This window comes from Vibrio sp. TRT 21S02 (genome assembly GCF_050113675.1).
Lineage (GTDB): Bacteria > Pseudomonadota > Gammaproteobacteria > Enterobacterales > Vibrionaceae > Vibrio.
On sequence record NZ_JBNJOI010000001.1, the window covers coordinates 158,703 to 181,877 of the forward strand.

The following is a 23,175-nucleotide window of genomic DNA, read 5'->3' on the forward strand; positions in this document are numbered from 1 at the left end:
TTGACTTATGAAGACTTACGTACGCGTAAGTACCATTCAGAAAGTAATCTGACTTGTTTTTCGGTATAACCTTTCTCCATCATACGAGCGACGAAGTCGTCGTGCTTCTTCTGATCCTCAGAAGAGGTTTTGGTGTTGAAAGAGATGACCGGTAATAGCTCCTCGGTGTTAGAGAACATTTTCTTCTCGATAACGGTACGCAGCTTCTCATAGCTAGTCCAAACAGGGTTTTGTCCATTATTGTTGGCTTTAGCACGAAGGACGAAGTTAACGATCTCGTTACGGAAATCTTTAGGGTTGCTGATGCCAGCAGTTTTTTCGATTTTTTCTAATTCGTTATTTAACGCCGCTCGGTCAAATAGTTGACCGGTCTCAGGATCACGATATTCCTGATCTTGAATCCAGAAATCGGCATAGGTGACATAACGGTCGAAGATATTTTGTCCGTATTCAGAGTATGACTCTAAATACGCAGTTTGAATCTCTTTTCCGATAAACTCGACATAGCGAGGCACTAAGTAGCCTTTTAAGAACTCAAGGTACTTTTCAGCCGTTTCTTGAGGGAACTGCTCTCGTTCGACTTGTTGTTCAATGACATAGAATAGATGAACAGGGTTAGCGGCTACTTCTGCTTGGTCGAAGTTAAATACGCGCGACAGGATCTTGAAGGCAAAACGGGTTGAGAGGCCAGACATACCTTCATCGACACCTGCATAGTCACGGTATTCTTGATAGCTTTTTGCTTTTGGATCGGTATCTTTTAACGTTTCTCCATCGTAAACACGCATTTTCGAGAAAACCGAAGAATTTTCAGGGTCTTTTAGTCGTGAAAGAATACTGAATTGAGCTAGAAGATCTAACGTACTAGGTGAGCATGGTGCTTTCGAAAGCTCCGAGTGATCAAGCAATTTCTGATAAATCTTCACTTCTTCAGAGACACGCAGACAATAAGGGACTTTAACTATGTAGACCCTATCTAAAAACGCCTCATTGTTTTTGTTGTTACGGAAGGTTTGCCACTCTGATTCATTAGAGTGAGCCAAAATCATACCTTCAAAAGGAAGGGCAGATAGACCTTCTGTACCGTTATAGTTACCTTCTTGGGTAGCGGTTAAAAGAGGATGCAAAACCTTAATAGGGGCTTTGAACATCTCTACAAATTCCATCAACCCTTGGTTTGCACGACATAACGCACCTGAGTAACTGTATGCATCCGGATCATCTTGCGAATAGTGCTCCAGCATACGGATATCGACTTTACCCACGAGTGATGAAATGTCTTGGTTATTCTCATCACCAGGTTCTGTTTTAGCCACCGCTAGCTGGTCTAGAATTGAAGGGCGAACTTTGACAACTTTAAATTTGGAGATATCACCGCCAAATTCGTGAAGGCGTTTCGCTGCCCAAGGTGACATGATGGTTCGCAAGTATCGTTTCTCGATACCGTATTCCTGTTTCAGTAAGTCACCATCTTCTGTTACGTCGAATAAGCTAAATGGGTGATCATTAACCGGGCTACGTTCGCCATTTGCAGATAGGACGTAGATAGGAATGAGTTGCATCAGTGCTTTAAGCTTTTCTGCAATCGACGATTTACCGCCGCCAACTGGGCCTAACAAGTAAAGAATCTGTTTTCTTTCTTCTAGCCCTTGCGCCGCGTGTTTTAGATAAGAAACGATTTGTTCAATAGCGTCTTCCATACCATAGAAATCTTTGAACGTTTCGTATCGCGATATGACCCGATTTGAGAAAATGCGGCTGAGTCGCGGGTCTTGAGCCGTGTCTATAATTTCAGGTTCGCCAATTGCCATTAATAAACGTTCGGCTGCATTGGCATAAGCGCTTTTGTCATCTTTACAGAGAGCTAGAAACTCCTGAAGCGACAATTCTTCGTCCTTGGCCGCTTCATAGCGTGCTTGGAAGTGGTCGAAAATACTCATAATGAATTCCCCTCTGAACCTGTCTGTTCGACAAACAACTCGCATTGAATTCCAATTTCCTTACTACTTAAGCCTAGTTTGTTTTTGGAATTTTGCTTAAAAAATATGTGTTTATTTGCAAAATGTGATGTTTGCCTAGTTGTTTTTATCTTGCGTATTTTTAAGCTGAATATCTGTTGTTGCGGGTATAAATGGTGTGATTTTAAGCGAGAAGGAGGGGGAGTGTTTTTTAACGAAAGGAATTGGGCGCTGTTAGAAAAAGAGCTGCGACTGCAGCTCTTTTGGTGTTTTTAAGCGTTAAATATTTGTTTTAGCTCTGTCGGACATAAGTGATATTGGCGTGGACAACTACGCCATGTGCTCAACATGCGGCGATATTTTTCAAGCATTGGCATTTGGCTATTGAAATGGTGCTCTTCTTTGGAAAATTGAGGATATAGACCTTCTGATTCTGTTAAGAAGCGCACGTAGTTAACATGTTGAGCTTCTGTTGCGATATCGAACCCAAGGAATTGTAAACGGCGCTGATCAACTTCTTGTTGCTCATTCTCGGAAAGCATTTTATTGGATTCTTGCATCGCATGATACATTTCCATGATATCGATGATTTCACGACATTCTTGCTCTACAAGACAACCAAAGTCTTTGTTCAGTTCTTGCATTTGCAGCTCATACCCACGTTCTACAATGGTTTGTAAACGTTGGTATTTTTGCGCATTTTCTGGATCCATTTGTGACATCAGGTAGTACTGGTTTGAAAGGATCAGACGCTGAGCATTGGTCATTTCCATGTTGGCCTCACTAATAACAAATTAATATTTCTTTAATGGGATTAGGTTAACGCTTACACGATGAGTGAAACATGATCTCAACACACATTTAATAAGAAAAGTACAAAGAATCGACGCTTGCAGCGCTATTTTTTATGGTAATGATTGTAAATATAATCTTTATCAGAAAAGACTCTCAGCCATTCAGGTTTAAACACGCACAACATAGCCGTTGCCATTCCATTGAGTAGGCCTTCAGGAAAGGCAAGAAGGGGAGTGAAAATAAGGTAGTTGTCCACGATTGTTGCCCAATCATGCGTATCATTAACAACGTGGTACAGCGAATTTATCACCAGATGTAAACTGCCTGTCACTGCGCCATTGAAGAAACCCGCAATAAAGATAAAAACGAAGATATTACGAGGTAAGTATTTATAGGTTAGGTTAAAAATGATGCAGCTGATCGCGATTGGAACCAAGCCAGAAAGAAAGAGATATTCGGGTAATTGGAAGAAGTGGAGTTCACCAAATGCGGCTAACAGAAGAGAGACTATACCGGAAAGCAAATAAGCGATCTTCCAGCCATACATTAGGGTAAGGGTTGTGAGACCAAGAAAGTGAATCGACAAGTTGTCTTTTACACCAGCTTGTGCTGACCACAACAAAAAAAGTGTAAAGATAATGGCGTAGGTAATGTGCTGAAATGAGCGATCTTTCTGTAGTTTTGGTAACAAATGACGCTTTGCATCGTGAGCGGCTGGAAAGGCAGCAATCAATAAAAGTAGTAATGCAAAGAGCTCTTTGAGAAACATGATAACAACCATAAAAAATACCAACCTTCAGGTTGGTATTTTTTATGAATTAAAGCAAATGGGAAATCAGTATTTTACGTTTGAGTGATACTGCTCAAGAATTGATACGATGTTGTCCATTGTTTCTTTTGGTGGTGGGTTTACACCATCTAATGGATACTCGATTCCCAGAGCTTCCCACTTATGTGCACCCAATTTGTGGTACGGAAGGAGTTCAACTTTCTCGATGTTGTCCATATCTTTAATGAACTCACCCAGCATATGTGCGGCTTCTTCATCGTCAGTATAGCCAGGAACGACTACATAACGAATCCATGTGGTTTGTCCTACGCTATGTAAGTACCGAGCAAAATCAAGGACTCGACGGTTGGATACACCGATAAAATCTTGGTGGATCTCATCTTTCATGTGCTTTAAATCCAACATAACTAAGTCGGTAGCTTCAAGGACTTCATCAATCACATCGGTGTGTTTTCGGATATATCCGTTTGTATCCAAGCAAGTGTGAATACCTTCAGCTTTCGCAGCACGGAAAAAATCGCGTACAAACTCAGGTTGAAGCATTGCTTCTCCACCTGAACATGTAACACCACCACCAGAAGCGTTCATAAAGTGACGATAAGTTTTCGCTTCACTGATGATCTCTTCAACGGTCACTTCTTTTCCATCGTGTGTGTCCCAAGTATCGCGGTTATGACAGTACTTACAACGCATTAGGCAACCTTGCAGGAAGACTATAAAGCGAATACCAGGTCCGTCTACGGTTCCGCAAGATTCAAAAGAATGAATACGACCAGTTGTTGACATGAGCTCATCTCTATTTAGTAATTTTGGTTGTTATTTTATTACAAAAAGTGCGGTTTAAATAGCGCTATGCGGTGTTAACGCTGATTTTACTGAGTTTGTTTAAAAAAGCGTACATAGCACAAAAATAATGTTATAAAATTGTTATAAATGATAAGAATATAAATAATCATGAATGCATAAAACATAAGGTTTTTGGAAGTCATATAGTTTGATGACTAAGGAATAGCTATGGATTTATTTGCTCTGTCACAAAAGCAAAAGATGACACTACTACTGGTAGTCTTGTCTGTTGGTTTTATTGCTTTGGGAATATTTACAACGGCGCGTTTGAACGTAATGAGCCACCAATACCAATCGAGTGGGGAGGTTGCTACTGGTTCACTTTCTCTTTATCGAACTCAAAGTAAGCTTCTTTCACTGTCTGGTGAGCTTGATGATATGACGGGCTCTGAAGTAAGTACGGTAGAAGAAAAATTGGCATCAATAGTTTCTGATGTTGAGAAAAATGCCAAGTTTTTGGCAGAGCTAAGCCTTGCTGAGCAAGCGGACGGTATTCAATCGAGTGCGAATGAATTTAAACAAGCGTTGTTGCCTTGGATGACATTAAAGTCTGAGCTGGGGTTCAATGTTGATGAAGGGAAACTTGGCTTACTTAAAGAGTATGCGTCGACAATTGAAAAGAAAATCGAAGAGACGGGCATGGTGACATTGAACTCGGATTTTCAAGCAATGATCAAGGCACAACAAAACTACTTGTTACAGCCGAACGAGAATAATTTAAAGCTGTTTAATCGTGCGATGGCTGGCTTTGTGAGCATGTCGAATGTGTATGCGATGTTAGAGTTGTACGAAGCAGAAATAAACAGCTTTAAAGAAACCTTTCTTCGAGTCAGCGAGCTTTCTCAGCAGCTGGGAGAAGTGGAGCAGCAATTGCTCGTTAACGAAAGCAATTTTACATCAGTTATCAATGAAACAACGCTAACACTGGGTACAATGAGTAGTGAGTTTCAAGTTTCTGCCGATAACGCCGCCTCGGAAACAACTTGGTCAGTGGTTTTTGCTTGTGCCATTCTTGCCATATTCACTGTTGCGATATTTATGACCGCCAGCATCAGCCTTTCAAAATCCCTTAAACAGATCAGCCAAATTCTGCAAGCGATCTCAAAAGGGGATTTGTCTCAGCGGATGTCTTTATCGAACAATCCCAATGATGAGTTCAATCAGTTAGCAAAAACGATCAATCAAAGTTGTGAGAATTTAGGAGCGTTGATCAAAGGTGTTCAGGGAAGCAGCAATGCTTTGTCTGAAAACGCTGCAGAGCTTAGTCATGGGTTGGATAAACTTGCTCATCACCAAACGGAAGTTCTGGGACAGACTCAAGTTTTAGCATCAGCGACAGAACAGGTGAGTGTTACCACCCAAGAGGTTTCAAGCTCGCTTGAATTTGTGGCGGATATTAGCCGCTCTTCCACACATTCGGCAGAAGAAGGGGCTAAAGTGATCGGTTCTGCAATCGGTTCGCTAGAGGAGGTAGCAAATATCCTTAAGTCTGCAGCCACACATATCCAACAATTGGAAGAAGCTTCATCTAAAGTGGATGCTGTTATGGAAATCATCAACGGAATTGCAGAACAAACTAACCTGTTAGCGTTAAATGCTGCAATAGAGGCTGCGAGAGCAGGGGAACAAGGTAGGGGGTTTGCGGTTGTCGCTGACGAGGTGCGAAGCTTGGCAGTTCGAACAGTCGATGCTGTAAATGAAATTTCCGAAACCATCGATACGATGAAAAATGAAAGTGCTGAAGTGATTCAATACATTGGACAATCTGAATCATCGATGAAATCGGGGCAGGAGCGAGGACACGAGGCTATGCAAGCACTCAATGTGATCATCGAAAAAGCCGATGAAGCGTCCCATCAAACCGACGTAATATTTACGTCGATTAAAGAGTTGGCGACGACAAGTCAGTCAATGGCCGATAGCATGACTCAGATGTCTTCAGCGATGAAAGATTTGGAAGACAATAACGAACAATTACGGGCGGTGAGTCAAGTGGTTGATCAACGCTCTAGCAGCCTCAATCAAGACTGCCAGAGGTTTGCGATTTAGAAAAATGCGTATAGAGAGAGGCTGCCCGTACCATAGACGCTACTGGTAGCTTCTTTATATTCTGGTGATTTAGCGGTAGTGGTAAAGCTTGCACCAAGGTAATCGTTGTACCAAGCAACGCCTAATACTGCTGAAGCTTGGAGGTTTTCAAGCGTGACTGGATAATTCTCAGGGTCAGGAATGCCCGGTCTATCTCCCTCTAGCGTGTAGTCGTTAAAACGATAGCGGCCTTCAACTCCACCAAACAGGAACCATCCGCCTTTTGATGCTCCTATCATCCCGGGTCTGAAAGGATTTTCGGTGTCAATATTAGCAGCTCCCATGTTACCAGCTAAGTCGCTACCCCAGCGGAACATAAGACCTGTAGAGATATCACTTCGATAGTTCCCAACATTTACTTCCGAAATATTGGAAACCTCCCAATCTGTGTTCGCGATTGAACGTTCACGCATCCAGTTGAAGTGGCTGAGGTATCCAACGCTACCAACAATTTTTTCTTCTACTTGGTACTCCCAACCTAGCGGGTCATCTGAACCCGTAATGCTATGTACGAAGTTTTGGGCTTTGTCTGCAAGTGAACTTTCACCGGTTGTACCGATCGTCAAATTAAAACGCTGGGCTTGTTGTGGGTGCAAGCTAATATAATTAAGCGAAGTATGTAAATAGCCCGCATAAGGTCGGTCATTTGCCAATGGCTCCGTAGCTTCAATATCAGAAGGTGTCCACATTTTGTGTCCGATAGTGAATTCGAACTTATATAGAGAAGTGGCTCCCCACATGCTTAAGCTTAAAGGCTTGGTTAACCAGTTTGGGTCGATCGCACCGGAGGTATAGGTCAAAAAGATCCCGTTTGTATAATCCTCATCAACACCAAAAACACCATCATTATCTAGTGTAAAAGAAACGGTAGAACGATCAGATGCTGATGCTCCAGTAGCAAGTAAAAGTAACGGTAAAACGCGCAGGTACTTCATAGGCAATTTTTCTTGTTATTTGCAGTGGTTTTCATATTACATACAAAAAGTATGCCCGCTTTAATAAGCTATTAATTTGACGCAAGAAGTGTGGAAAATGTCGATATGATAGACGTGTAATTGCAAATAGCTAGCAATAAAAAGCCCCGCTTAAATAGCGGGGCTTTATCAATCATTCAGCTGAGATTATAGAGACTCAGTGAAAGTACGTGCGATTACGTCAGCTTGTTGCTCTGCAGTTAGAGAGTTAAAGCGTACAGCGTAACCAGATACACGGATTGTTAGCTGAGGGTATTTCTCTGGGTGCTTAACTGCGTCTTCTAGAGTTTCACGGTTAAGAACGTTCACGTTTAGGTGTTGACCACCTTCGATGCCAGCTTCGTGGTGGAAGTAACCATCCATTAGACCTGCAAGGTTAGAACGTTGAGAGTTCTCTTCTTTACCTAGTGCGTTTGGTACGATAGAGAATGTGTAAGAGATACCATCTTTAGCGTCAGCAAACGGTAGTTTACCTACAGATGTTAGTGATGCTACTGCACCTTTCTCATCACGACCGTGCATTGGGTTTGCACCAGGAGCGAAAGGAGCGCCTGCTTTACGGCCATCAGGTGTAGTACCTGTTTTCTTACCGTACACAACGTTAGATGTGATAGTAAGGATAGACTGAGTAGGGATAGCGTCGCGGTAAGTCTTAAGCTTACGGATTTTACCCATGAAGATAGAAACAAGTTCACACGCCATGTCATCAACGCGAGCGTCGTTGTTACCAAATTTAGGGTAATCGCCTTCGATTTCGAAGTCGATTGCAATGCCGTCTTCATCACGGATAGGTTTAACTTTCGCGTGTTTGATTGCAGATAGTGAGTCAGCTGCAACAGATAGACCAGCGATACCACAAGCCATAGTACGACGAACGTCACGGTCATGAAGAGCCATTAGAGCTGCTTCGTAGCTGTATTTGTCGTGAGAGTAGTGGATTGCGTTTAGTGCAGTCACGTATTGCTTAGCTAGCCAATCCATGAAATTGTCTAGACCAGCCCAAACTTTATCGAAGTCTAGAACTTCGTCAGTCATCTTCTCAGTCTTAGGACCAACTTGGATCTTAAGCTTCTCATCTACACCGCCGTTGATAACGTAAAGTAGAGTTTTAGCTAGGTTTGCTCGAGCGCCGAAGAACTGCATGTGCTTACCGATAACCATTGGCGATACACAACAAGCGATAGCGTAGTCATCGTTGTCGAAATCTGGACGCATTAGGTCATCGTTCTCGTACTGGATAGAAGATGTATCAATAGATACTTTCGCACAGAACTTCTTGAAGCCGTCAGGTAGTTGCTCAGACCAAAGTACAGTGATGTTTGGCTCTGGAGAAGGACCCATTGTGTATAGTGTGTTTAGGAAACGGAAGTTTGTACGTGTAACTAGCGTACGACCGTCAACACCCATACCACCCATAGATTCTGTAGCCCAGATTGGGTCGCCAGAGAATAGCTCATCGTACTCAGGAGTACGTAGGAAGCGAACCATACGTAGTTTCATTACGAAGTGGTCGATCATTTCCTGAGCTTGTTCTTCAGTGATAACACCGTTTGCGATATCGCGCTCAACGTAAACGTCAAGGAACGTAGAAGTACGACCTAGAGACATTGCCGCGCCGTTTTGAGATTTAACAGCTGCAAGGTAACCGAAGTAAGTCCACTGGATAGCTTCTTGAGCGTTAGTCGCAGGACCAGAAATGTCAAAGCCGTATTTAGCTGCCATTTCTTTCATTTGACCTAGTGCGCGGTGCTGTTCTTGAATCTCTTCACGAAGTTGCATTGTCATTTGTAGGTCGTCACCTGCTTCCAGTTTCTCTTGTAGAGAGTGGAACTGGGCAGCTTTATCCTTCATAAGGAAGTCTACACCGTATAGCGCAACGCGGCGGTAGTCACCGATGATACGACCACGGCCGTATGCATCCGGAAGGCCTGTTAAAACGCCAGACTTACGACATTTTAGGATATCTGGTGAGTAAATATCGAAAACGCCTTGGTTGTGCGTTTTACGGTATTCAGAGAAGATTTTTGAAACTTGTGGGTCAAGTTCACGACCGTAAGCTTTACAAGAACCTTCGATCATACGTACACCGCCGTTTGGCATGATTGCACGTTTTAAAGGAGCTTCTGTTTGTAGACCTACGATAGTTTCTAGGTCTTTCTCGATGTAGCCTGCATCGTGAGCAGTGATGGTAGAGATAACTGAAGTATCGAAATCAACAGGAGCGTGAGTAGAGTTCTCCAGTTTGATACCTTCCATTACCTTAGCCCAAAGCTTGTTAGTTGCTTCAGTACCTTCAGAAACTAGGAAAGATTCGTCGCCTTCATACGGTGCGTAGTTCTTCTGAATGAAATCACGAACGTTTACTTCGTTTTGCCAATCACCTTCAGCAAAACCTTCCCAAGCTTTAGCAAATTGCTCTGCCATGACATACCTACCTTTTTAGTAGAAAAAACACGTACTATTCTAGCCGTTGAGCCAGCTATCCCCACTAGGAGGACAAGTACACTCTTATGAATAACAATATGTATAGTCTTTAAATGACGTTCATAAAACTATAAATATTGTCACTACGTTTTATATGGGAACTTCCTTACTTGTTTTCAAGGGTATACTAAAATTTTTTTGTAAACCTTAAACTAAATCAATAAATCCTCAAAAAAATCGATAAAAAGGGGGTGGCAATTGCTGCCACCCTCAAATAATTTGAGCTTATAGCCAAGCTTTAATGCCGTATTGGCTTTCTAGCATACCTACAGCAAGCATAGCAATCAGACAGATAACTAGTACACCGCCCGGGATAACGATTTTGTCTATGAACGATAGTTTAGATGCGCGCTCTTTGTCGCCAATCAAACCGTTATTGTCCAGTAGCATTGTTAGCGCCCAAGCTAGCACTGGGTTTACGACAGCAGAACCAAAGATACAGATACCCGCAGCTTGCGAATCTTTTGTATCTTTTACCATCTGCATACCTGCTTCTAGTAAAGGAAGGAATACACCAACTAGCAGTGCAACGCGCATTACTGGTGGCCATACAGCAACGTCCATTGGGAAACCAAGGATAGCAATCGTCATTACCAGTAGGCCTAGAATGATTGCGCCACCAGGAATTGGACGTTTTGCGATTGCAGCAGGGATCATGTATGTACCCCATGAAGATGTGATGTTACCGCCACCAAGTGCTGTACCTACCATTTGGCGAACAGAACACATGGTCATGGTGTCATCAACATCCATTAATACTTTTTCTGTCTTCTTAGGGTAGTTCAGTTCTTGGAAGATACGGTGACCAAGGAAGTCTGGTGACCACATTGCTACAGCAAGAATGGCAAATGGTAATGATGCGATAAAGTGCTCAAGGTTTGGTAGGCCAAGTTGCCAACCTGTTTCTGTGCTGCCCCACCAATATACAGGGTTTAAGTTTGGCAAGCCCATTTCGGTTTCAAAGCGTAGATCGAAGCCTGCGCCAAGCACCAGTGCGATAATCAAACCGGTGAAAGCACAAACTGGGATCGCTAACCAACGCATGTTGATCTTCGCCAAAAATGCGTACAACACGATGTTGATACCTAAGACGACTAAACCGACATAGCCCATACTACCAGCGGCAATATCTGCAGATTGCAATCCAGTTGCCCAAGTTTGGATGGAGGTTATCTGGCTCATTGTACCTGTAAAACCAAGGAAAATGAGCAAGCCACCAGCCGTACCTTCAGACGTCAAATTAACTAACTTGGAGCCGCCTTTAAAGTAACTAAGTAGAAGGCCAAATACACCAAGAAGAATCGCCAAAGCCAGAGGGTGAGCACCGGCAAGAGCAATCGCACCGATAAGAGGGATCATAGGGCCGTGGTTGCCTGCAAGGTTTGCCCTAGGGTTGATAAAACCAGATGCAATCACACAGAAAAATAGAGCAGGGAAGAGCATTTCTACACGAGCGACTTCGATAGCAAACTCTTTACCTAAGTTTACATGATCCCAAGCCGCTGTTAGACCATCAGCCCACGACATCATTACCGCAGAATACATTGCGATAATACCGATAGTACCAGCTAGTGCAGGTACCAAGTCTTCTAATTCGAAGCGAAAATCACGACCTGGAAGGTTAAGGCCGAAGCGACGAGGCTTCATGATTTGCAGTTCGTGATCTAGGTAATCAGAGCGGGTAGCGAACTCAGAAGCTGGACGATGCAGTTCCTGATAGCTTTTATTCTCGATATCCGAATCAGAATGCGGTTTATTGACTGCGTCTGACATAGATTCCTCATATTTTAAAAAAGTTGTAGTGCTTTAAAACTGCTCAATAATTATTGTCTTCGAACAGTTCTGATAAAACGGTTTGCTGCTTCCTGCTGCAGGTACTTTGCCTTGATATACATGTAGCAAGCAATTGCTGTGCTTCAATGTGTGGCATGTACAAAGAAAAAGCGTCTGAAGTGAGGCTTTGACTTTCGTTGTGGAGTTTATCTTGGTAACCCTAAAGAGTGATTGATTTAGATCACTTTATGAAAGAATGTGAAAGAAAACTACACAGCTATGGAGTTTACGATATCTTCACATTTATTCGATTGAAATAATATTTCACATTGTAATTTTTCTTAGACCTGAACTGTATGTGTAACGCCTTTGTTGGTTGGTTGCGCTGGATCGTGTTTTTATAAAAATGTTAATTAGGTGCGTGCAATACATTGTGGTGTCTAATGGTGTTTTATGCGTGTTTGTTAGGATATAAACCCGCATGATGAATATATACTCAGATAAAGTGGCTTGATATCCCATTTTGATAGGTTAATAATTTGTTGCATGTCATAAGGTCTAGTGCTAGTTTGTATCGAACTGAAGGCAACAGCTTTTAGGAATACCTAATATAGATAATTAAAAATGGTATACACAATACAGGGAGTATAAGCGGATGAGTGAAGTACCCGCTCTGGATATCAAGGATTTACATAAAACATTTGGCCAAAATGAAGTTTTAAAAGGCATTTCTTTAGAAGCTCATAAAGGCGATGTTATTTCAATTATCGGCTCTTCCGGTTCAGGTAAGAGTACCTTTCTTAGATGCATCAACTTGTTAGAAACCCCAACCGCTGGCGAGATTTGGGTAAATGGTGAACTCATTCAGATGAAGAATAATCGTCAAGGTGAATCTGTCCCAGCTAATGAAAAACAAGTGCAACGTATTCGTTCTCGCCTTGCGATGGTATTTCAAGGATTTAATCTTTGGTCGCACATGACGGTACTGGAGAATGTAATTGAAGCTCCTGTACATGTTTTAGGCGTGCCGAAAGCCCAAGCTATAGAAAATGCCAACGCCTTGTTAAAAAAGGTTGGTTTGTATGAACGCAAAGATTACTACCCAGGCCACTTGTCTGGTGGACAGCAGCAACGTGCGGCAATCGCTCGTGCATTAGCGGTTGACCCTGAAGTGATGTTGTTTGACGAACCGACTTCTGCGCTTGACCCAGAATTGGTTGGGGAAGTCCTGGGGGTGATGCGTGATCTCGCGGATGAAGGGCGAACAATGTTGGTTGTTACTCATGAAATGGCGTTTGCTCGCGATGTCTCAAATCATGTGATGTTTCTGCATCAAGGGTTGGTAGAGGAGCAAGGTGACCCTGCTAAACTGTTTACTAACCCAGAATCAGAGCGTCTTCAGCAATTTATCTCATCTATCTATTAGCAATTATATTTAAAGTGTTTGATAACGATCGAGCACACAGTAAACACAACAACCTATAACGAAGAAAACACAATCACAGGAGTACGGAAATGAAAAAGTGGTTAGTCGTTGCAGCTTTAGCTGCTACTGCAGCAACAGGAATGGCCCAAGCGAAAGAATGGAAAACCGTTCGTTTTGGTATTGAAGGCGCGTATCCTCCATTTAGTTGGACTGAAGCAGATGGCTCTTTGAAAGGGTTTGATGTTGATATGGCCAATGCATTATGTAAAGAGATGCAAGTGAAATGTAAGATCGTTCCTCAGGATTGGGATGGCATTATTCCTTCACTACTTGCTCGTAAATACGATGCGATAATTGCAGCCATGTCAATTACGAAAGAGCGTAAGAAAAAAGTCGACTTCACTGGCAAGTATGCACTAATCCCTAACAAATTTATCGCAAAGAAAGGGGCTGGATTGAACTTTGATGCGCTAGACGGTGTGAAGATTGGCGTACAGCGTGCAACCACGCATGATAAGTACCTAACCGATAACTATGGCGGCAAAGTGGAAATTGTACGTTATGGCTCATTTGATGAGGCATATCTTGACCTTGCAAACGGCCGTATTGCTGCGGTACTAGGAGACGCTTCTGCTCTTGAAGAAGGTGTTTTGAATAAAGCTGGCGGTGAAGCGTATGAGTTTGTTGGCCCTTCTTTGACCGATCCTAAATGGTTTGGTGAAGGCTTTGGTATTGCTGTTCGCAAGCAAGATAAAGACTTAACGAAGAAGCTGGATGCTGCAATTCTATCGTTACGTGAGCAAGGTGTTTATCAAGAAATTGCTGCTAAATACTTTAACTACGATGTTTATGGTCAATAATTCATAAACATATCGGTTGCTGGTTTTCTGTTCCTAGAGGTAGCCAGCAACCGACCGTCTGAGTTTAGGGATTAGGAACTCACCTATGCTGGATTTACAAGGATATGAAGCCTCGATTTTAAAAGGGGCCGTGCTGACGATTGAAGTCGCAGTGCTATCGTTAATATTAGCGATGATATTAGGTATGTTAGGAGCTTTGGCAAAGCTGGCGCCTTATCGTTGGGCTCGTGCCATTGCGACGCTTTACACAACAATTATTCGGGGAATTCCCGATCTCGTCTTAATGATGCTGATCTTTTTTGGAGGTCAGATCCTACTGAACAACAGTCTTTACTCCATTAATGAATGGCTCAATGAATGGTTTACATCAAGTAACCCTGATCATGAATGGACGTCTTACCTTCCTGATTATATCGATGTTAGCCCGTTTATCGCAGGGATCTTGACAATTGGCTTTATATTTGGGGCATACATGGCGGAAACCTTCCGTGGCGCGATTATGGCTGTTGACAAAGGAGAGTTAGAGGCAGCTAAAGCCTATGGTATGAGCTCTGTGTTAGCGTTTAGGAGGATTCTACTGCCTCAGATGATCCGCCACGCGCTTCCGGGTTTTGGTAATAACTGGCTTGTGTTGCTCAAAACGACCGCATTGGTTTCAATCATCGGTTTGGAAGATATGGTACGGGTGAGCTCACTTGCGGCGGGCTCGACGAAGATGCCATTTACTTTTTACATGGCTGTTGCATTGATCTTCTTATTCTTTACGAGCGTATCGACTGGGTTACTGAAATTGGTTGAGCGCAAATTTAGTATTCATGCGAGGTAGTCATCATGGACTTTTCTTTGGTTATAGAAAGTTTTCCAACCTACCTTGAAGGCTTGTGGACAACAGTTTGGTTAGTCGGGTTAGCATTGATCATTGGTTTGGCAGTCGCTATTCCACTTGCTATTACTCGAAACAGTGAAAACTATTTACTCAGCTTGCCAAGTTGGGGCTTCATTTACTTTTTCCGTGGTACGCCACTTTTAGTTCAGTTATATCTAATTTATTACGGTATGGACCAGTTTTTCCCGGTGAAAGATACCTTGTGGGAGCACGCTTGGTTTTGTGCTTTGGTTGCGTTTGTTCTGAATACGTCGGCCTATACTGCAGAAATCATTCGAGGTGCAATCAATGGTTTGCCAAAAGGTGAGGTTGAAGCTGCAAAAGCCTATGGCATGGGGGTATGGAAAACGTATCGCCGAATAATTTTACCAAGTGCATTGCGTCGTGCGCTTCCAGCATACAGTAACGAAGTAATCTTTATGCTACACGGTAGTGCGGTCGCAGGTATCGTTACGATTGTTGATCTAACGGGTGCTGCGCGTTTGGTCAACTCTCGCTACTATGCGCCATTTGAATCATTCTTAACCGCTGGTCTGTTTTATATGGGGCTCACCTTTATCATATTGTGGTGTTTCAAACTCGCAGAGAAACGCTTCCTCGCTTATCTCAGACCATTAAGTTAATTAATTTAGATCGGCATCTCAATGATGCCGATAACTTTTTGATATCCATTCATAAAATTTCTTTATTAGCTTTTCTGTCAACAGGAAAATATTTTAATGCATGGTCCTTGCTGTAAGGTTGTGCGTTATATGAATAGACGATTTGTACCCATTTCATTTGTAATGTTGTTAATGATGGGCTGTGGTGGAGGTTCAGAGGATGAGTCGATTGTCACGAGCCCAACCAAACCGACAGAGGTTCCAAACATTCCAGATGCCCCTGACGTCCCCACTACCGAAATGCCAGAACAAGAGTCCGCAGTAGAAATAGCGTTAAGAACAGGTAATGCACTTGTCGTTGAAAAACCAAACGATTTTATTGTGGCAAGTCGAGACTATGTGACCGAATGGCAAGCAAAGTACGATGAAATAAAACGCACGTTGGCATCTAGTAATACAAGATCACAATTAACAGGTCTAACTTGGGAAGTCTCACATGATGCAGCCATCCTTAAGCATCAGTTTGGCTTTAACGACACGGTACTGAAAACAAATAAAGCACTTGTTTCTGGGTATAAAGACCAAGCATTAACTTTAGGGCTTGCAGGCCAAAAAAGAGCGGCGCGCTATCTGTTTTTGGGTGCAAATCCAATGCGTAGTTGGTATCGAGAACCATCGACAGTCAATGCTCAAATGCATCAATGGTTAAGATCGGCTATTAAATGGCTTACGGTAAACAGCAAAAGCAATACGCTTAGAGTTGTCATTGCCCAAATGGATGAATCTCGTTACTTTCCTGATGAATCAGCGACCAGAGCATGGTTTGATCAGCAATTTGGCTCTGCAGTCGAATACAATGCTCCTGATTCATGCGATGACACGGCATTAAGAAGCTGTTTATCAAGCAATATTGACTTACTCATCCTTTCTCAACACATGCAGCCAACCACCTCTCTGGATGAGACGATTCGTTACATAAATGCGGCTAATATTGCGGGCATACCAGTTTTATACATGCATTTAGATGGAAATATGACGCTGTTAGGCGACGCTATCTTTGACTACTTCAACGTGCAATACGTTGGCGATAATTACTGGCGTAGACTTGGTGTCGTCGATTGGAATCCTCTTGAGCTGGAGGGCGTTTTAGACTCAGATATTGTGGAGCAGCAAGCACTATTAAACCGGTTAGAAAATGAGAGCTTTTCGGTGAATATTGCGGAGTGCGATGATAAGTCATGCCCTAATACCTCAGGTATGCAGGAGCAATTCTATATGCCAATAGCGAGTATTCGTAGCAGACTGAGACAACTGGATGAGTCAAACGTATCGTTGTTTTCTACCAAGGACTATCGGTACGAGAAACTGATGTTACTGCTTGCAGATAAATATCGACAACAAGCCATTTTTCCTATGGACAAGCAAACAACACCAACCTCAGAATTTTTACGTTCGTACTATGCAGACCATATTCAATACCACGTGCGAGATGTGAATCCCAAGCAACCCGATATGGGCAATTTCTCAAGAAGTGAGTTTATAGGTGTCCCAAGGGAAACCAAAGTAGTGAACCTTGAGTCAAAATCCTACTTTCGATCTGCAGGTGTATATGCCTTCCCAGGAGAAACCACTCAGGTGACTCGGTTAGATAACTCCCCAGTGAAGACGTCGATTGCGTTTAACACATTACGTAGTGGCGCTACTCATGAATTTAATCCCAATGGTTACAACCGACCCAAACATGTCACTTCTGGGCAGTTTGAAGTTACTCCTGGAGAAACGATTCGGCTAACATCAGCATACGGTGGCCCAGTGCAAATTCATTTTAATGTAAATGATTTACCCGTGTCTTTTCGCTTTGAGAATGTCGGCTTGCATCCTGTGTGGCGCAGCGCTGCAGACAATGAGTCTTTTATACAACAACTAGAAGCCAATATGTTTGATTGGGCTGAATTGGTCACGTCTGGGTTTGAAGTGCATTCAAAGCAAGACAAAATGAAACAGTCAATGCAGGCAACGGAATGGGCAACGCCTGCGGATATGGCGTTAGCCACTCAACGTTATGTGAGCAATTTACCTCATGCGCTTTCAGGCTTTACTGGGCCGGGTATTGACGAAATTGAAGAAATACATGGTTTTTCCAGAGATCAGAGCTGGGATATTGCGACAATAGATATTGTGAAGCATATGAATGCAGACCAGCCAAATTGTGGCTCTGGATGTTCCGGAAATCCATATGATGCGGGGTGGGCCTTCAACCCTGTAGGGCATGGTGATTTACATGAGCTCGGACATGGATTAGAGCGATCTCGCTTTCGTTTTGAAGGTTGGGAAGGGCATACCAGCACAAATTTCTATTCGTATTACAGCAAATCGATGTTTTATCGTGAAACAGGGAATGATCCAACGTGCCAATCATTAGATTTTAAGGCGATGTACGAACTCTTGCAAACCAGTCAAGGTGAGCCTGACCCAGCAGAGTATATGCGGCAACTGAATAATAATGGATGGACATGGGGTGCTCGCCTTTATATCCAGATGATGATGTCTGCGCAAGGAGAGGGGATTCTTTCAAATGGCTGGCATTTATTAGGCCGCCTACATATTTTAGAGCGCAATTTTAATCAAGCGAATAATTCTGAGTCGAATTGGGATCTAGTGAAAGGGCGGCTTGGCTTTAGTCAGTATACCTTCAGTGAGTTGAATAGCTTGAGTCAGAACGATTGGTTGCTAATCTCATTATCTCGTGTCTTAGAGAAAGACATGACTAACTACTTGACGATGTATGGCTTTGTTTTCTCAGATAAAGCGAAAGGGCAAGTCGTGGCGAATGGTTATTCGGCAATGCCTTTAAACTTTTATGTATCTTCTAATACCGGATACTGCAAAACGGAGTTCGCATCCAGTCGAGTACCGATTGACGGTTTGACATCTTGGCCGTTATGAAAAAGGGGCGTATGCCCCTTTTTCAATTCACATTTACTTAAACACAGACCAAATTGGTGCGTGATCAGACGGTTTTTCGATGCCACGCAGCTCGTAATCGATCCCTGCTTCAGTACACTTTTGTGCTAAAGAAGGTGTTGCTAGAATAACGTCTATACGTAGGCCTCGGTTGTCATCAAACCCGCGAGAGCGATAATCAAACCACGAGAACTGATCATCAACATCTGGGTGCAGATTACGGAAAGTGTCTTCAAATCCCCAGTCTAACAACGTCTTAAGCCATTCACGTTCTTCGGGTTGGAAAGAGCACTTTCCAGTTTTTAGCCAGCGTTTACGATTGGCCTCACCAATACCAATATCAGCGTCAATTGGGCTGATGTTGATGTCACCCATCACGATCAATTGTTCATCCTTGGTATGATGTTCATTTAAGTAATTCATCAAGTCTTTATAAAACTGACGTTTGTACGGGTACTTAGTCTCGTGGGAAATGTTATCTCCTTGAGGGAAGTAGCCGTTTAGTACGGTCGTTTTATTGCCATTCTCATCTTCAAATGTAGCTATGATCATGCGTTTTTGATGATCTTCATTATCTGTAGGAAAGCCTTTTTGTACATGAATTGGCTCTTTCTTGCATAGCATTGCAACGCCGTAATGCGCTTTTTGTCCATGGAAGAAAACCTTATAGCCCATAGCTTCGACATCTTCTATTGGGAATGCTTCATCATGTACTTTGATCTCTTGTAAACCGATGACGTCAGGTTGATGTTTGTCTATCAGCGCCTGTAATTGATGAAGCCTTGCTCTTAGACCATTGATGTTGAAACTAATCGCTTTCATTTCTTTTCCTTTTGACGAAATTTTTGAAATGTTATCACGCTCTATTTGGAATACCCAGAGAGGAGCAAAACAAAAGCGTAACTTGGTCGTTGTTAAAAATTTATAAACTTTGGATTGATCTCTGATGTTAATGTGTTGTAATAATTTATCGCTAAGGAAATGTTAGATTTGTTTGCGATTTAAGGATGTCATATGCGAACCCTCTCTGTTCAATGGAAGATAACGGTATTATCCGGGCTGTGTTTAGTCATTACTTCTTTCTCTCTTATTGGCTTTTCTGTTTACAACGCTGTGACAAATCAGCAAATCATTAGAGACCAAAGTGCAATCTCTGTCAGTAAAAAATCGGAACAGTTGTTAGAAACTAGGGCGCTGCTGAATGCCACTGAGGTTTCGGAATTTTTTAGCGAAGCGTTATCCAGAGCAGAGCTGCTTGCAGACAGCGTGTTATTTCAAAAGAAATTGAGTGAAGAAAACTTTGGAGAGAGTGAGTCTTTGCGCACTGCGCTTGATGAAATTGTAAGAACATCAGTATTGAATTTTCCGGAAATAGAAGGGGCGTATCTGGTATTTAAGCCCGATCTTTTGGACAGCGAAGACAGTAACTATGTGGATGCAGATTATGTTGGTTCAAATGAGATAGGCCGCTTTGCTCCCTATTGGGTGACGACGGAAAATGGTGAGAATGTAGTTGCAAACATCCTTAGCGAAGCAGCCATTAATGCTGATGAGAATAGTGAACGATTTTTTTGTCCGCTAAGCAGTGGCACTACTTGTGTAGCATCGCCAAGACTAATTTCTAATGAGCGTGGTGAATTTATTACCACCTCGATATCTGTCCCTATTTTAGTCGATGACGTTGCAATTGGTTTTTTTGGTATCGACCTAAAATTGGATCAATTGCGTTCCATCGTATCGGATTCGGACAGCCAACTGTTCAACGGTTCTGGACACATCAATATTATCAGTTTGGACGGATCTCTTATCGCCAGTGATGACGAGAACAAATCAATTGGCCAGACTTTTACCAGTGATGTGATTTCTGCTGAGCAGCTGACTAACTTTTTATTCGGAGGAAAGGTTGTAAGCCAATGGAGTCACGATGAAGCATGGTTGACCGTATTTGCACCAATTGAAATTGCAAATCAAACATGGGGCATTTTATTTGATATGCCTAAAGCTAGCGTTCTGTCAGATGCAAAAGCATTGAATGATGTCATTGAAAAACAAGTAGAATCCGGAGTTAAAACCGAACTGGTCGCTGGTGGTGTATTAATTTTCTTTGGCTTGCTAACTATCGGTATCTCTGCCGCTAAATTGGTCAAACCTATACGAGAAGTGGTTGTGCGGCTTGAAGATATTGCTTCTGGTGAAGGCGATCTAACGCAAAGGATAGACGTTAAAAGTGATGATGAAATAGGTCAGTTAGCTAAAGGGTTCAATCTATTTCTTGAAAAACTGCAATACACCATTCGAGATATTGTAGAAACCACGAATCGAATTGGTACAACAACGCTGCAGTCTACCGTTGCCGCCCAGCAAACCAGTCAAAGCAGTGAAGCACAATTTAAAGAAGTGGATTTGGTTGCCACAGCGTCTGAAGAAATGACCCAAACCTCTGGGCTGGTGGTGCAAAATGCTCAAACTGCCGTTGATGCTGCAGAGCAAGCGCATCAATCTGCCGATATTGGTCAGAATGTGATAGAGCTTTCTGAATGCGAAATGATTAAGCTGGTGGAGCGAATGGAACGAGCTATCCCAGTTGTGGAAGAACTCGCAAAAAATAATGATAGCGTGACAGAGATCCTTACCGTAATTGAAGGTATTTCAGAGCAGACAAACTTACTGGCGCTTAATGCGGCGATAGAGGCAGCTCGTGCAGGAGAGCAGGGAAGAGGTTTCGCTGTTGTGGCTGATGAAGTTAGAAATCTCGCTAGTCGGACGCAAGATTCTGTTGGAGAAATACGTCAAGTGATTGCAAATGTCCAACAAGGTACCGAAGATGTGGTGAGTGCGATAAGGGAAGGTAATGGACTTGCGAACGATGCAGCAATTCAAGTGAAGCAAGCTGTTGAGGAGCTGAATTCGATTTTTGGTGCCATTGAATCAATTAATGATATGAATTTGCAGATCGTTAAGGCGGCAGAAGAGCAGCAATCTGTTTCATCAGAAGTGAATCAAAGTGTGGCTAATATTCGAGATCTCAGCGCACAGATCCTGACACAAGCGGAAGCATCTGAATCAGTAAGCCAAGACATTGGTGCGTTGTCGTCAAAACAACAACAACTGGTCGCGCAGTTTAAAGTTTAACTGATAGAGCTGCCTCAGGCTCATATGTTTGTCAGTGAATATATGAGCCTGAGGTAATAAGTTTTTAATCCTAGGATTATTATTCTTGTGCTTCGGCCAGTTTACGCTCCAAGTCAACTTTGATGATGTTGATGGCTTTAAGGGCGATTTCAGGTTCAATTTCATTGCTTTCTAATAAGTAAATCAAATCTACTGCAAGCTTAATTTCATCGGGAGCATGATCTAATCCAGAGCTTTCATTTTGCTGTGTCATATTATTGGTTCTTTTCTCTGTAAGTGATTTGATTTTCAATCTTCAGTTTAGCTTCTTTACAACGTTTAAGCCTTTGCTCTGTCGTCATTAAAGCTTGCTGAGCTTCTTGCCTGTTGAAAGACGAAGCATTTTCTAACGCGTATTGTTTATCCCGAACCATTTCCATAAGCCTGCGTTCCCAATCTTGGTGTTGAGCGAGCTCCTGATAAAGCACATTAATTGGCTTTCTGTAATGAGATGAGTGTTTGGGTTCGACTTTACGTATGTTTTGTGTAGCAAGCTCTCTTTGTATCGCTCCGATTTGCGATAAGAGCCTTTCAGAGAGAAATTCGGCACGCTGAGGCGTTAATAGTGATGCTTTTTCCTCTCGAATAAGAGAATCTAATGTTGACCTTGCTTCTGTCACACATGGCACTAGAAGGCGAGACTTACAGCGGAATAACCTTTCATCAAACAGTATCTGATGATGTTCACCTCTTTGACGATCGACCAATGCGGCTTGTGTTGCGAGCTCTTCTAAGGTGTTGATGAGTGACTCTAGTTTTTTCATAAGTTAAATAAACCAAGCCTCATAGGCTAACTTTACGGCAAGAACGCTCACAACGCAGACAAATACTGGGCGAATAAAACGAGCACCAAAACGGATCGCTGAATGTGCACCCACGTAAGCACCGGCCATTAAACACAGTCCCATCGTTAAACCGAGTACCCAATCAATATGGCCCAGTACAGCAAACGTAATTAAGGAAGTAAAGTTACTGGTAAAATTCATGGCTTTCGCCAGCCCTGATGCCAATAAGATATTCAGGCGGTATAGAGCCATTGAGCTTACGGTCCAGAAAGCACCGGTACCAGGGCCAGCCACTCCGTCGTAAAAGCCTAAAATGAGCCCTTGAGCGTATTGCTTTTTGTTCAATGTGGGGCAAGGTTTAGGCATTACGTCTTGGTTTGCATTCGGGGTCTTATGCCATATGGTGTAAATCGCGGCCGCTAAGATAACCAAAGGCAAGATCTTTTCCAGCCACTGTGTGCTAATCGCATCGACAAACAAGGTGCCCAGAGTCGCACCAATTAACGTACAAACAAACGCTCGTCCCCAGCAACGAGGTTTGAATAACCGTTTTTTATAGTAGGTGTAAGCGGCTGTTGAAGAAGCAAAGCTTGCCGCCACTTTATTTGTTCCCAGTGCGATATGGGGTGGCAGCCCAATAGAAAGGAGAGCAGGGACGGTCAGCATCCCGCCGCCACCCGCGACTGCATCAATAAAGCCTGCGATAAACGCAACAAGCGCCAACACTAACAACATGCTTGGCTCTAAAAGTTCCATATAGTCAGTTTCTTCTT

Annotated in this window: 18 protein-coding genes; 7 read left to right on the top strand and 11 right to left on the bottom strand. The window is 42.8% G+C overall.

Annotated features, from left to right (window positions below):
* Positions 1–5: 5 nt before the first annotated feature.
* The 4 genes from ACQEXU_RS00845 to pflA form a co-directional block, all read right to left on the bottom strand.
* The gene (locus ACQEXU_RS00845) at positions 6–1,940 is read right to left on the bottom strand and encodes a PrkA family serine protein kinase (RefSeq protein ID WP_367986774.1); all 1,935 of its coding nucleotides are present in this window, start codon (positions 1,938–1,940) and stop codon (positions 6–8) included.
* A gap of 290 nt (positions 1,941–2,230) precedes the next feature.
* Positions 2,231–2,731: a YfbU family protein gene (locus tag ACQEXU_RS00850; RefSeq protein ID WP_367986773.1), complete on the bottom strand. Its 501-nt coding sequence runs from the start codon at positions 2,729–2,731 to the stop codon at positions 2,231–2,233.
* Between the two features lie 125 nt (positions 2,732–2,856).
* Entirely contained in the window at positions 2,857–3,522 is a 666-nt protein-coding gene (locus ACQEXU_RS00855; RefSeq protein ID WP_427009293.1) for an energy-coupling factor ABC transporter permease, read from the bottom strand.
* Between the two features lie 66 nt (positions 3,523–3,588).
* Positions 3,589–4,329, bottom strand: coding sequence for a pyruvate formate lyase 1-activating protein (gene pflA / locus ACQEXU_RS00860; RefSeq protein WP_367986771.1), 741 nt, complete (start codon positions 4,327–4,329; stop codon positions 3,589–3,591).
* A gap of 228 nt (positions 4,330–4,557) precedes the next feature.
* On the opposite strand from pflA, the gene ACQEXU_RS00865 reads away from it, so the two are divergent.
* A complete protein-coding gene (locus ACQEXU_RS00865; RefSeq protein WP_427009294.1) occupies positions 4,558–6,438 on the top strand; it encodes a methyl-accepting chemotaxis protein in 1,881 nt (626 codons plus the stop codon).
* On the opposite strand, the gene ACQEXU_RS00870 is transcribed toward ACQEXU_RS00865, so the two are convergent.
* The 3 genes from ACQEXU_RS00870 to ACQEXU_RS00880 all read right to left on the bottom strand — a co-directional run bounded on the left by ACQEXU_RS00870 (position 6,435) and on the right by ACQEXU_RS00880 (position 11,708).
* On the bottom strand, positions 6,435–7,412 hold the full coding sequence (locus ACQEXU_RS00870) for a lipid A deacylase LpxR family protein (RefSeq protein WP_427009295.1): 978 nt from the start codon (positions 7,410–7,412) through the stop codon (positions 6,435–6,437). The genes ACQEXU_RS00865 and ACQEXU_RS00870 overlap by 4 nt on opposite strands.
* Positions 7,413–7,598: 186 nt before the next feature.
* Positions 7,599–9,875, bottom strand: a complete 2,277-nt coding sequence (gene pflB, locus ACQEXU_RS00875; protein ID WP_427009296.1) for a formate C-acetyltransferase — start codon at positions 9,873–9,875, stop codon at positions 7,599–7,601.
* Between the two features lie 285 nt (positions 9,876–10,160).
* Positions 10,161–11,708 carry a DUF3360 family protein gene (locus ACQEXU_RS00880; protein WP_367986767.1) on the bottom strand — a complete coding sequence of 516 codons (1,548 nt, stop codon included), beginning with the start codon at positions 11,706–11,708 and terminating at the stop codon, positions 10,161–10,163.
* A gap of 655 nt (positions 11,709–12,363) precedes the next feature.
* Between ACQEXU_RS00880 and ACQEXU_RS00885 the strand changes: the two genes are divergently transcribed.
* The 5 genes from ACQEXU_RS00885 (at position 12,364) to ACQEXU_RS00905 (ending at position 18,428) form a co-directional block, all read left to right on the top strand.
* Entirely contained in the window at positions 12,364–13,134 is a 771-nt protein-coding gene (locus ACQEXU_RS00885; RefSeq protein ID WP_427009297.1) for an ABC transporter ATP-binding protein, read from the top strand.
* A gap of 89 nt (positions 13,135–13,223) precedes the next feature.
* Positions 13,224–13,994, top strand: coding sequence for an ABC transporter substrate-binding protein (locus ACQEXU_RS00890; RefSeq protein ID WP_367986765.1), 771 nt, complete (start codon positions 13,224–13,226; stop codon positions 13,992–13,994).
* Between the two features lie 85 nt (positions 13,995–14,079).
* Positions 14,080–14,820 (top strand): ABC transporter permease, encoded by a 741-nt coding sequence (locus ACQEXU_RS00895; protein WP_427009298.1) that lies wholly within the window; start codon positions 14,080–14,082, stop codon positions 14,818–14,820.
* A 5-nt stretch (positions 14,821–14,825) separates the two neighbouring features.
* Entirely contained in the window at positions 14,826–15,503 is a 678-nt protein-coding gene (locus tag ACQEXU_RS00900) for an ABC transporter permease (RefSeq protein WP_367986763.1), read from the top strand.
* 129 nt (positions 15,504–15,632) lie between these two features.
* A complete protein-coding gene (locus ACQEXU_RS00905) occupies positions 15,633–18,428 on the top strand; it encodes an ImpA family metalloprotease (protein ID WP_427009299.1) in 2,796 nt (931 codons plus the stop codon).
* A gap of 33 nt (positions 18,429–18,461) precedes the next feature.
* Here ACQEXU_RS00905 and xthA read toward each other — a convergent pair whose 3' ends face one another.
* Complete coding sequence (gene xthA, locus ACQEXU_RS00910; RefSeq protein ID WP_427009300.1) at positions 18,462–19,268, bottom strand: exodeoxyribonuclease III; 807 nt, start codon at positions 19,266–19,268, stop codon at positions 18,462–18,464.
* A 192-nt stretch (positions 19,269–19,460) separates the two neighbouring features.
* On the opposite strand from xthA, the gene ACQEXU_RS00915 reads away from it, so the two are divergent.
* Positions 19,461–21,578: a methyl-accepting chemotaxis protein gene (locus ACQEXU_RS00915; protein WP_427009301.1), complete on the top strand. Its 2,118-nt coding sequence runs from the start codon at positions 19,461–19,463 to the stop codon at positions 21,576–21,578.
* A gap of 79 nt (positions 21,579–21,657) precedes the next feature.
* On the opposite strand, the gene rsmS is transcribed toward ACQEXU_RS00915, so the two are convergent.
* From rsmS to ACQEXU_RS00930, 3 genes are read right to left on the bottom strand one after another with little or no spacing between them, the layout of a single operon-like run.
* Complete coding sequence (gene rsmS / locus ACQEXU_RS00920) at positions 21,658–21,831, bottom strand: pleiotropic regulatory protein RsmS (protein WP_367986759.1); 174 nt, start codon at positions 21,829–21,831, stop codon at positions 21,658–21,660.
* A 1-nt stretch (position 21,832) separates the two neighbouring features.
* On the bottom strand, positions 21,833–22,381 hold the full coding sequence (priC, locus tag ACQEXU_RS00925; protein WP_427009302.1) for a primosomal replication protein PriC: 549 nt from the start codon (positions 22,379–22,381) through the stop codon (positions 21,833–21,835).
* A gap of 3 nt (positions 22,382–22,384) precedes the next feature.
* Positions 22,385–23,158: a sulfite exporter TauE/SafE family protein gene (locus ACQEXU_RS00930; RefSeq protein WP_367986757.1), complete on the bottom strand. Its 774-nt coding sequence runs from the start codon at positions 23,156–23,158 to the stop codon at positions 22,385–22,387.
* Between the last annotated feature and the right edge of the window lie 17 nt (positions 23,159–23,175).